Below are 10,493 nucleotides of genomic sequence, written 5' to 3'. Positions count from 1 at the left end.
AGCCGCCGCCGATGCCGGATGCGGGCGGCAATTGCTTTTCCAGGTGGATATGCACAGGCGTCGCCGAAAACCCTTCCGCCTCGGCATACTCCCGCAGCAGGTTGCGGGCCTTCAGCACCAGATTGCCGCGGTCCGGTTCATCCCCGCGCGGCACGGCGTCGGCAAACCGGCCGGAAAGCGTGAACCGGTCGGCATCGGCTTCCGCGAATGTCAGCCGGTCGCCGAATGTGGCGAACGTCACCAGCGTGTCGAGCAGGTGATAGCCATCGCCGCGCCTGCCGGTGACATGAAGCGCAAGGTTGATCTTGGCACGGGCGTCGACCGTCAAGGCCGCGCCGTCAGCCGTGGTCACGGCGTCTTGACGGCGTCTCCGTCTCCCTCAGCCTTGGCAAGCGGCGTCTTGTCGTCTTCAAGCGTCAGCCCGTTGGCGATCTTGTCGTTTAGCTCCGGCACCAAGTCCTCCGGCGGATCGTCGGAAAGCGCCTTCTTCCACTGGTAGATCGCCTCAAGCTTGCGTCCCACCTGCCAATAGGCATCGCCGAGGTGGGCGTTGATCGTCGGGTCGCCGGTGTCGAGCACCACCGCGCGCTCAAGCTCGCGCACCGCGTCGTCATAGCGCCCGAGCCGGAAATAGGCCCAGCCGAGCGAGTCGACGATATAGCCATCATCGGGGCGCTGATCGACGGCCTGCTGGATCAGGTCGAGACCTTCCTCGAGATTGATGCCCTGATCGATCCAGGAATAGCCGAGATAGTTCAGCACCTGCGGCTGATTGGGGTAAAGCTCGAGCGCCCGTTTGAAATCGGGCTCGGCCTTGTCCCATTGCTTCAGCCGCTCATAGGCAATGCCCCGGCGATAGAAAATGCCCCAGTCCTCTGCCGACGCAACCGGACCGATGCGCGCCACCGCCTGGTCCAGCAGATCGGCCATCGCCTGGAAATCCTTTTGCTCCGAATAGACGCCCGACAGCGCCAGATAGGCGCGGCGGTCATCCGGCGCCTCTTCGATCAGCGCGGTCAGGTGGTCGCGCGCCTCGTCAAAGCGATCGAGCCCGGCAAGCGCAAGTCCCTGCTGCAGTTCGGCGAGACGATATTGCGGTGCATCCTCGGGAATGCGCGAGAAATAGCCGAGCGCGCGCTCCGGCTCGTCATTGGCGGCGGCAACCACGCCGCGAAGATAAAGCACGTCGGTATCTTCCGGCGTCAGCGCTTCGGCAAGCGCCAGATAGAGCGTAACAATATCATCGCTGCCGCCCTGATTGAGCGCCGCCGCCACTTCGAACAGGGCGCCGCTGGCGCCCTCCGCAGCGGTTTCCGGCAGCGACTGGATCGGCTCGCCGGCCTCGATGCGTTCACGCACCGGATTGAGCACGGCCGGATTGAGGCCGTAGGTCTCCGCGGTCGAGACCGTATCGAGCGCCTTGCGGGTGTTGCCGGCCTTGGCCTCGATCGCCGAAAGCGCGATCACGGTCTTCAGCATCGTGTCGGGCGAGGTCGCCGAGCCCTGGCGGTCGAGCAGGGCGTCGTTGAAATAGCTGCGCGCCTTGGCGGTATCGCCGGAGGCGGCCGCGATCGCGCCGGCATTGTAATTGGTGAAGAGATCGTACCAGGGGGGGCCGGAAAGCGCGTCGACCGTCTTCAGCGCTTCGTCGGTCTTGCCCTCGCCGTAAAGCGCCCAAGCTTGAAGCAGGCCGGAAACCAGGTCGTTGAGCGGCGCGCCGCCATAGGCTTCGAAACGGGGAATCGCTTCCGCGTAGCGTCCGTCCTGTAGGGCCGCGAGCCCGAGCGCCAGCTCGCGCACGGGCACGAGTTGCGGTTCGTCGGATGTCCTGTCCGCCTGCGCCTCGGCGGCCTTCAGATCGCCGTTGAAGATCAGGGTGACGAACAGCTGATTGTTGGTGCCGCTGTCATAAGGTTCGTGCTGCAGCGCCCGCCGGAAATAGGCGATCGCCCGTTCCAGGTCATTGTCCACGGCCGCGGTCTGGCCGGCCAGCAGCGCGCCTGCAAAGCTCAACGCGCCCTGGGCATCATAGGCCGGGTCGTTCACCGTCGCGTCCTTGGCGCCCGCCGTCATCGGCAAGGCCAGCGCGGCGGCAAAAAGCATGGTTCTCAGGCGACGTTTCTTCAGGCTGGTCATCCGCTCCCTTTCATTGACGGTCCGGCATTGGCAGTCCGGGCGGCGCCGGTCGATCAGTTGATCCGCGCGATGCAGAAGTCGATCACTTCCTCAAGGGCGTGACGGCCGTCGGAACGCGGCAGACCGGACAGTGCCGCGCGCGCCGCCTCGCCATAAGATAGGGCACGATCAACGGAATCGGCGAGCGCTGCGTGTTTTTCGAGGAGGAATCGGGCTTTTTCGAGGGCGGCATCATCGTTCTCGCCGCCTTCGATGGCATTGCGCCAGAACGCTTTTTCGTCGTCATTGCCGCGCTGATAGGCGAGAATGATCGGCAGCGTCACCTTGCCTTCGCGGAAATCGTCGCCGACATTCTTGCCGAGATCGGCGCTGTCGCCACCATAATCCAGCACATCATCGACGAGCTGGAAGGCGATGCCGAGCGCCATGCCGTAATCCCGCAAGGCCTTGCGGTCGGCAGCGGACGCGCCGGCGATGATCGGCCCGACTTCGGCGGCGGCGGCGAACAGCTCGGCCGTCTTGCCGCGGATGACGGCGATATAATCGTCCTCGGTGGTTTCCATCTTCTTGGAAACGGAAAGCTGCAACACTTCGCCCTCGGCGATCACGGCGGCGGCATCGGAGAGCACCGAGAGGGCCTCCATGGAGCCGGTTTCCACCATCATCCGGAAGGCCTGGCCGAGCAGGAAATCGCCGACCAGGACGCTTGCCTGGTTGCCCCAGATCATCCGGGCGCTGGACTTGCCGCGCCTCAGATCGCTCTCGTCCACGACATCGTCGTGCAGCAACGTTGCGGTGTGCATGAATTCGACGCTGGTCGCCAGCCGGATATGATGCTCGCCGCGATAGCCGAACAGAGCGGCGGTCGCGAGCGTCAGCATCGGCCGCAACCGTTTGCCGCCGGAGGAAATCAGGTGATTGGCGACTTCCGGAATCATTTCGACATCGGAGCCCGCCTTAGACAGGATCAGCGCGTTGACGCGCTCCATGTCGGAACGGGTCAGATCCACGATGGGCTTGACCGAGCCGGATGTTTTGTTCTCTTTAACCAGTGGTGCGACGGAACCCAAGTGAGCTCGCTCCTTTTCATGCATTCATGCCGACAATAAGGAGCGGCATAAGCAGCGACAAGGGGCAATGTGCTCCTTTCACGCGAATTTCGGGAGTGAAGAATGGCCCTTGTCAATCTGTTGAGGACCAATGACGCCGTGGTGCTGGGCCTTGTCGAAAGCCTCATGAAAGAAGCCGGAATCCACTATTTCGTGGCGGATCGCTCGATGAGCGTGATGGAGGGATCGCTCGGCCTTCTGCCGCGACGGCTGATGGTGGAAGAAAGTGCGAAGGCGGAGGCCCGCGCCTTGTTGATCGATGCCGGCCTCGGCAAGGAGCTGGAGCCGGAATGACGGCCGAGGCTTCCACCGTCGACGCGTTCCATCGCGGGCGGTTCCATCTCGTGCAACCCAAAGGAAGAGGGCACCGCGCCGGCATGGATGCGATGCTGCTCGCCGCGATGGTCGAACCGAAGGCCGCAAGGGGCGCGCAGGGGCTGCGCGTCGCCGATCTCGGGGCCGGGGCAGGGGCGGCGGGATTTGCCGTTGCCGCCCGCATTCCCGAGGCAGAGGTCTCGCTGTTCGAGCTTTCGCCGGAGATGGCGGAATTTGCCCGCCGCTCGCTGGCGCTTGCGGAAAACGACGGGATAAGCGCCCGCATGAAAGTCTTCGAGGCCGATGTCACGCTCACCGGCGCGCGCCGCAATGCCGCGGGCCTTGCGGACGACGCCTTCGACCACGTCATCATGAACCCGCCCTTCAACGCGGCCGGCGACCGAAAGACGCCGGACCGGCTGAAGCAGGTCGCCCATGCGATGGAGGAGGGGCTGTTCGAGGCCTGGATCCGCACCGCCGGCGCGATCCTGAAACCCGGCGGCCAGCTCTCCCTCATCGTCCGCCCGCAATCGCTCGCCGACATCATCGCTGCCTGCGGCAGGCGCTTCGGCGGGATCGAGATCACGCCGGTGCATGCCCGCGCAGGCGAGGATGCCTTCCGCATCCTGGCGAGCGCCATCAAGGGCTCCCGCGCGCGGCTCTCGCTCCGCCCGCCAATCATCATGCATGGCATCGACGGCCACGCCTTCCTGCCCGAGGTCGATGATCTCAACAATGGCCGGGCCTGCTATCCGCGCCGTCAAACCGGCAAAACCATCTGATCACGGCGATATTCGTCTGTCCGGCCTTGTCTTCGGCGGGATTGCGCATACATGCGGTCAATCGAACTGAAACGCGCAGAGGACGCCATGAAAAACCTGGTCGCCGGTCTTGTTCCCAAGAGGTTCCGCAAGGACAAGACGATCATCCCCGTCGTCCGGCTTGCCGGCACGATCATGGCCAGCGGCTCGCCCGGACGGCGCAATCTGAAACTCGCCTCGGCCGCACCGGCGCTTGAAAAGGCGTTTTCGATGAAGCAGGCACCCTGCGTCGCGATCTCGCTCAACTCGCCCGGCGGATCGCCGGTGCAGTCGCGGCTGATCTATCAGCGCATCCGGGCGCTTGCCGAGGAAAAGCAGAAGAAGGTGCTGATCTTCGTGGAGGATGTCGCCGCATCCGGCGGCTACATGATCGCGCTGGCGGGCGACGAGATTTTCGTGGACCCGACATCGATCGTCGGCTCGATCGGCGTCGTCTCCGGCGGTTTCGGCTTCACCGAGATGATCGGCAAGATCGGCGTCGAGCGCCGGGTCTACACCTCCGGCGAGAACAAGGTGATGCTCGATCCCTTCCAGCCCGAGAAGGAAAAGGACGTCGAGTTCCTGAAGGGCTTGCAGAACGAAATACATCAGGTCTTCATCCAGATGGTGAAGGACAGGCGCGGCGCGAAGCTTGCCGACGATCCGGATCTGTTTTCCGGCCTGTTCTGGAGCGGCAATGGCGGCGTCGAGCGCGGTCTGGTCGATGGTATCGGCGATATGCGCGCCACGCTGAAAAGCCGCTATGGCGACAAGGTGGAACTGAAACTCGTGACCGGACCGACCAATTTCCTCGGGCGCAAGCTGCCGGGCGTTGTCGCCGGCGGGTTCAACGGTGCGGAAATTGCCGCAGGCTTCGCATCGGGGCTTGCCGAGACCGCCGAAGAGCGGGCATTATGGGGCCGTTACGGTCTGTAGACGACGGAGGAGCGTGAAATGGGACGACTGATGTTTCTGGCAGCCATCGCCGGTGGCGGCTACATGCTCTACCGCAAATTCATCAGCGACGCCGAGGCGCTTTCCGCCCGTGGCGAGCAGAAACGCGCCGAACAGAAAAGCGGCGCTACCGGCACGCTGGTGCAGGACCCGGTGACCGGCGAATATCGGGTCAAGAACGCCGATTAACCTCTCGTCAGCCGACGAAATCAGGCTTGATCTTTTGCGTTTCTGAGCGTTCAATGGCGATCGGAACGAGCTCCTTTGTGACGTCCTCGGATGATCACGTGCCCGCACTTCATGTGCTAGGGAGCCGTTCCACCTTCGCGCATTCTCCCCTCCGTTTGCTCCGTTGAAAAGTTGACGTTTCGCAACCCGCTTGCTCCGGCTTTCTTCCCGGTGCTACAGTTTCGCTCTGAACGGTAACCGGGGATTCGCGCCGAAGACGCGACGCCGTTCAGCCGGAGTAGGGCTGTGCGCCGTTTCAAGGCCTGCTCCTCGCCACAGGGAAGACGCGGCGGCCATCGGCTTTCGCGATTTCCTTTAGGGGAAACCAAGCGAAGGAGAGGGCCATGAGTCTTGGTATCACGATCAGCCTGACGGCGTATTTTCTGTTGATGATCGGCATCGGAATTTACGCCTGGCGCAAATCCACATCGAATTCCGAAGAATATTTGCTCGGCGGCCGACAGCTCTCGCCGGGCGTTGCGGCCCTTTCGGCGGGCGCCTCCGACATGAGCGGATGGCTGCTGATGGGGCTTCCGGGCGCGCTGTTCGTGTCCGGACTTACCCAGAGCTGGATCGGCATCGGCCTCGTCGTCGGCGCGTTCTTCAACTGGGTCATCGTCGCGCCGCGCTTGCGCGAACAGACCGAGCGCTATGACAACAGCCTTACCATCCCGGAATTCCTGTCCAAGCGCTTTCCGAGCAAGGCGCTTTCGCTGAGAAGCATTTCGGCGATCGTGATCGTGATCTTCTTCTCGGTCTACACCGCCTCGGGGCTGGTGGCGGGCGGCAAGCTGTTCGACACCGCCTTTCCCGATCTGATCCATATCGGCGGCATGAGCGCCTATCAGACCGGCATCTATCTCACCCTCGGCATCGTGCTGATCTACACAATGGTCGGCGGCTTTCTCGCGGTCAGCCTCACCGACTTCATCCAGGGCTGCATCATGATGCTGGCGCTGGTGATCATGCCGATCGTGGTCCTCATCAAGGCCGGCGGCTTCGGCGTCTCCGAGGCGCGGATGATGAGCGTCGATCCGAACTTCCTGTCGATGTTCCACGGACTGACCGTGATCGGCTTCCTGTCGGCTGTCGCCTGGGGGCTCGGTTATTTCGGCCAGCCGCACATCATCGTGCGCTTCATGGCCGTGCGTTCGGTCAAGGATGTTCCGGCGGCGCGCAATATCGGCATGGCGTGGATGATCATCTCGCTCGCGGGCGCGGTCGGCGTCGGCATTTTCGGGCGTTCCTATACCGTCGGCAACGATATCAACGTACCCGATCCGGAAACGATCTTCATCATTCTCGCCAATCAGCTCTTCATTCCGCTGATCACCGGCTTCCTGCTGGCCGCGCTGCTGGCGGCGGTGATGAGCACGATTTCGAGCCAGCTTCTGGTGGCATCGTCGTCGCTGACGGAGGATTTCTATCGGCTGTTCCTGCGTCGCCATGCCAGCGAACGGGAAATCGTCAATGTCGGCCGGTTGTTCGTGTTGGCGGTGGCGATCGTCGCTGCCCTCATCGCCCACAATCCAGATTCAGAAGTGCTTGGCCTCGTCTCCCACGCCTGGGCCGGCTTCGGCGCGGCCTTCGGCCCGCTGATCATCCTGTCGCTGACATGGCGTGGCATGTCGGGCGCGGGCGCGGTGGCTGGCCTTGTGGCAGGTGCTGCGACCGTCATCCTCTGGATTTCCCTTGGTCTCGACCAGAGCTTCATGGGCGGTCCCGGCATCTATGAAATCATCCCGGGCTTCATCGTCGCCTGGCTTGCGATCTGGCTGGTCAGCCTGGCAACGCCCACCAAGGATGAGTTCCGTCCACTCGCGGCGGAATAGGCATCAACCGGGTGGCCGGGCTTAAGCGCGGCCACCCGACCCTTGACCCTTCTCTGCTTTAGTGGCACTCACCGCTCATCCAAGAATGACGGAAGCCTTCTGCCATGTCCGAAGCGACGATACCGCCCCACATGCACCCGACACGCTCCTTTCAGGGGCTGATCCTGACATTGCAGGCCTATTGGGCCGACAAGGGTTGCGCCATCCTGCAGCCCTACGACATGGAAGTGGGCGCCGGCACGCTGCATCCCTCGACGACGCTCAGGGCACTCGGGCCGAAGCGCTGGAACGTCGCCTATGTCCAGCCCTCGCGCCGACCGGCCGATGGCCGCTATGGCGAGAACCCGAACCGGCTGCAGCATTACTATCAGTACCAGGTGTTGCTGAAGCCCTCTCCGCCGGACCTGCAGGAGCTCTATCTCGGCTCGCTGAAGGCGATCGGCCTCGATCCGCTGCTGCATGATGTGCGCTTCGTCGAGGACGACTGGGAAAACCCGACGACGGGCTCCTGGGGCCTTGGCTGGGAATGCTGGTGCGATGGCATGGAAGTCTCGCAGTTCACCTATTTTCAGCAGGTCTGCGGCATCGAATGCGCGCCGGTCGCCGGCGAACTGACCTACGGGCTCGAGCGCATCGCCATGTATGTGCAGGGCGTCGACAGCGTCTACGACTTGAACTTCAACGGCCGCGAGGGCGACGAGAAGGTCACCTATGGCGACGTCTTCCTGCAGACCGAGCAGGAATATTCGCGCCATAATTTCGAATATGCCAACACCGAGATGCTGCACCGGCATTTCCTCGACGCGGAAGCCGAGTGCAAGGCGCTGCTGGCAGCCGGCAACCCCGGCGAATCTGGCATGCTGCATAAATGCGTGTTCCCGGCCTATGACCAGTGCATCAAGGCCTCGCACATCTTCAACCTGCTCGATGCCCGCGGCGTGATTTCCGTGACCGAGCGGCAGAGCTATATCCTGCGCGTGCGCACACTGGCCAAAGCCTGCGGCGAGGCCTATCTTCTGACCGATGCCGGGGGCTTTGAAGCCCGGGCTGCCTGAAGGCAGCCATTCGACCGGCGATGGAGAGACCGGAGCGGGAAGGAATAAGCATGATCACCCTGATCGTTGTCATCGTCATCATCGGAGCCCTCATCGGCTTCGTCGTCTCGCTCTACAACGCCCTTGTGCGCGCCCGCCAGACGGCGGAGGAAGCCTGGTCCGGCATCGACGTGCAGTTGAAGCGCCGTGCCGATCTGATCCCCAATCTGGTGGAAACCGTGAAGGGCTATGCCAGCCACGAGCGCGGCACGCTGGAAGAAGTGGTCGAGAAGCGCAACAAGGCCCAGAGCGTCGCAACCAATGACGTTGCGGGCAGGGCTCAGGCGGAAGGCGAATTGACCCAGGCGCTCGGCCGGCTGTTCGCGCTTTCGGAAGCCTATCCGGATCTGAAGGCCAACCAGAATTTCGCCGATCTTCAGGCCTCGCTGGAAAAGACCGAAAGCGAAATCCAGATGGCGCGACGCTATTACAACGGCGCTGCCCGCGACCTCAACATCAAGGTCGAAAGCTTCCCGAGCAATATTATCGCCGGACAGTTCGGGTTCCAGAAGCGCGATTATTTCGAGATCGAGGAACCCGGCGACCGCGCCGTGCCCAACGTCTCGTTCTGACCGTTCGCCGCCGCAACAGGCGGCCTGATGAAAGTGCCCTCGCATGGACAAGCTCACCATCATTCCGCCCGGCCGCGCGCTTTCGGGCCATGTCAGCCCGCCCGGATCGAAATCGATCACCAACCGGGCGCTGTTGCTCGCCGGCCTCGCCAAGGGCAAGAGCCGCCTGACAGGCGCGCTGAAAAGCGCCGATACCAAACATATGGCGAATGCGCTCCGGGCGATGGGCGTCAAGGTCGAGGAACCGGATGAGACGAGCTTCGTCGTCACAGGCAGTGGCCACCTCGAGGCGCCCTCCGGCCCGCTGTTTCTCGGCAATGCGGGCACGGCGACCAGGTTCCTGACGGCGGCCGCGGCGAGCGTCGACGGTACTGTCATCGTCGATGGCGACGAGCATATGCGCAAGCGCCCGATCGGCCCGCTGGTCGAAGCCCTGCAACGGCTCGGCATCAAGGCCGAGGCCCCGACCGGCTGCCCGCCGGTGACGATCAGCGGCAATGGCCGCTTCGGCTCCGGCCGCATCGAGATCGATGCCGGGCTTTCCAGCCAGTATGTCTCCGCCCTGCTGATGGCAGCGCCCCTTGCCCCCGCGCCCGTCACCATCGCGCTGACCGGCACGGAGATCGGCGCGCGCGGCTATATCCGGCTGACGCTCGACGCCATGGCCGCCTTCGGCGCGACGGCCGAACAGGTGGATGACGCCACCTGGGAAGTGCAACCGGGCCACTATCAGGCCACCGATTTCCACATCGAGCCCGACGCCTCTGCTGCCACCTATCTCTGGGCCGCCGAGTTGCTGACCGGCGGGAAGATCGATATCGGAACGCGCGCGGAAAGCTTCACCCAGCCGGATGCGAAATCTTACGCGGTGATGGCCGCGTTCCCGCACATGCCGGGCGAAATCGACGGCAGCCAGATGCAGGACGCCGTGCCGACGCTCGCCGTGCTCGCCGCCTTCAACGAAACGCCCGTGCGCTTTACCGGCATCGAGAACCTGCGCGTCAAGGAATGCGACCGCACCCGCGCGCTGTCGCTCGGCCTCAACGCCATTCGCGAAGGTCTTGCCGAGGAAGACGGCGACGACCTGATCGTGCACTCCGACCCGGCGCTGGCCGGCCAGCACCTGCCCGCGGCAATCGACACCTTCGCCGATCATCGGATTGCCATGAGCTTCGCGCTCGCCGGTCTGAAGATTTCCGGCATCACCATTTTGGACCCGCTCTGCGTCGGCAAGACCTATCCCGGCTACTGGGACGCGCTGGCGTCACTGGGCGTTAAATACGAAACCTGAGGAGATAAGCCATGGCGAACCGGACACTGTCAGTCTTGCGCGAGGTAGCCATGCGGTGGGTTTCGAGAATACAGACCTCCCTTATAGCAGCGCTCCCACCAATCTGCCCTTTTGAGGGGAGATTGGTGGGTGGTTTTGCCGCAGAGCCCCCAAGTCTTCTCG

The 10,493-nt window shown here is 63.4% G+C and carries 10 protein-coding genes and 1 pseudogene; 8 read left to right on the top strand and 3 right to left on the bottom strand.

Features of this window, described 5'->3' with window-relative positions; translation table 11 throughout:
- From B4E36_RS03115 to B4E36_RS03105, 3 genes and pseudogenes are all read right to left on the bottom strand, one after another.
- Positions 1 to 352 (bottom strand): annotated as a pseudogene (locus tag B4E36_RS03115) (4-(cytidine 5'-diphospho)-2-C-methyl-D-erythritol kinase); the annotation flags it as partial.
- Positions 349 to 2,136, bottom strand: coding sequence for a tetratricopeptide repeat protein (locus tag B4E36_RS03110; protein WP_292057363.1), 1,788 nt, complete (start codon positions 2,134 to 2,136; stop codon positions 349 to 351). The gene B4E36_RS03110 and the pseudogene B4E36_RS03115, both read right to left, overlap by 4 nt.
- Positions 2,137 to 2,189: 53 nt before the next feature.
- Positions 2,190 to 3,206 carry a polyprenyl synthetase family protein gene (locus tag B4E36_RS03105; RefSeq protein ID WP_414673715.1) on the bottom strand — a complete coding sequence of 339 codons (1,017 nt, stop codon included), beginning with the start codon at positions 3,204 to 3,206 and terminating at the stop codon, positions 2,190 to 2,192.
- 102 nt (positions 3,207 to 3,308) lie between these two features.
- On the opposite strand from B4E36_RS03105, the gene B4E36_RS03100 reads away from it, so the two are divergent.
- The 8 genes from B4E36_RS03100 (at position 3,309) to B4E36_RS03065 (ending at position 10,331) form a co-directional block, all read left to right on the top strand.
- Complete coding sequence (locus B4E36_RS03100) at positions 3,309 to 3,539, top strand: DUF2007 domain-containing protein (RefSeq protein ID WP_018062632.1); 231 nt, start codon at positions 3,309 to 3,311, stop codon at positions 3,537 to 3,539.
- A complete protein-coding gene (locus B4E36_RS03095; protein ID WP_292057368.1) occupies positions 3,536 to 4,342 on the top strand; it encodes a tRNA1(Val) (adenine(37)-N6)-methyltransferase in 807 nt (268 codons plus the stop codon). The genes B4E36_RS03100 and B4E36_RS03095 overlap by 4 nt, the downstream gene beginning before the upstream one ends.
- 87 nt (positions 4,343 to 4,429) lie before the next feature.
- Positions 4,430 to 5,296: a S49 family peptidase gene (locus B4E36_RS03090; RefSeq protein ID WP_292057370.1), complete on the top strand. Its 867-nt coding sequence runs from the start codon at positions 4,430 to 4,432 to the stop codon at positions 5,294 to 5,296.
- A gap of 18 nt (positions 5,297 to 5,314) precedes the next feature.
- A complete protein-coding gene (locus B4E36_RS03085) occupies positions 5,315 to 5,503 on the top strand; it encodes a hypothetical protein (protein WP_018062629.1) in 189 nt (62 codons plus the stop codon).
- 383 nt (positions 5,504 to 5,886) lie between these two features.
- On the top strand, positions 5,887 to 7,374 hold the full coding sequence (gene putP, locus B4E36_RS03080; RefSeq protein ID WP_292057373.1) for a sodium/proline symporter PutP: 1,488 nt from the start codon (positions 5,887 to 5,889) through the stop codon (positions 7,372 to 7,374).
- A gap of 104 nt (positions 7,375 to 7,478) precedes the next feature.
- Complete coding sequence (locus B4E36_RS03075; protein ID WP_018062627.1) at positions 7,479 to 8,429, top strand: glycine--tRNA ligase subunit alpha; 951 nt, start codon at positions 7,479 to 7,481, stop codon at positions 8,427 to 8,429.
- Between the two features lie 50 nt (positions 8,430 to 8,479).
- Positions 8,480 to 9,040, top strand: coding sequence for a LemA family protein (locus B4E36_RS03070; RefSeq protein ID WP_292057374.1), 561 nt, complete (start codon positions 8,480 to 8,482; stop codon positions 9,038 to 9,040).
- A gap of 43 nt (positions 9,041 to 9,083) precedes the next feature.
- A complete protein-coding gene (locus tag B4E36_RS03065; protein ID WP_292057376.1) occupies positions 9,084 to 10,331 on the top strand; it encodes a 3-phosphoshikimate 1-carboxyvinyltransferase in 1,248 nt (415 codons plus the stop codon).
- Positions 10,332 to 10,493 lie beyond the last annotated feature (162 nt).

Origin of the sequence: Martelella sp. UBA3392, assembly GCF_002358775.1 — a bacterium.
In the GTDB taxonomy this organism is placed as follows: domain Bacteria; phylum Pseudomonadota; class Alphaproteobacteria; order Rhizobiales; family Rhizobiaceae; genus Martelella; species Martelella mediterranea.
This window is presented reverse-complemented; position numbering and strand designations above follow the sequence as displayed.

Coding starts and splice junctions, on each gene's coding strand:
- B4E36_RS03085 (WP_018062629.1), top strand. CDS start 5,315: ATGGGACGACTGATGTTTCTGGCAGCCATCGCCGGTGGCGGCTACATG.
- putP (WP_292057373.1), top strand. CDS start 5,887: ATGAGTCTTGGTATCACGATCAGCCTGACGGCGTATTTTCTGTTGATG.
- B4E36_RS03090 (WP_292057370.1), top strand. CDS start 4,430: ATGAAAAACCTGGTCGCCGGTCTTGTTCCCAAGAGGTTCCGCAAGGAC.
- B4E36_RS03075 (WP_018062627.1), top strand. CDS start 7,479: ATGTCCGAAGCGACGATACCGCCCCACATGCACCCGACACGCTCCTTT.
- B4E36_RS03095 (WP_292057368.1), top strand. CDS start 3,536: ATGACGGCCGAGGCTTCCACCGTCGACGCGTTCCATCGCGGGCGGTTC.
- B4E36_RS03065 (WP_292057376.1), top strand. CDS start 9,084: ATGGACAAGCTCACCATCATTCCGCCCGGCCGCGCGCTTTCGGGCCAT.
- B4E36_RS03070 (WP_292057374.1), top strand. CDS start 8,480: ATGATCACCCTGATCGTTGTCATCGTCATCATCGGAGCCCTCATCGGC.
- B4E36_RS03110 (WP_292057363.1), bottom strand. CDS start 2,136: ATGACCAGCCTGAAGAAACGTCGCCTGAGAACCATGCTTTTTGCCGCC.
- B4E36_RS03100 (WP_018062632.1), top strand. CDS start 3,309: ATGGCCCTTGTCAATCTGTTGAGGACCAATGACGCCGTGGTGCTGGGC.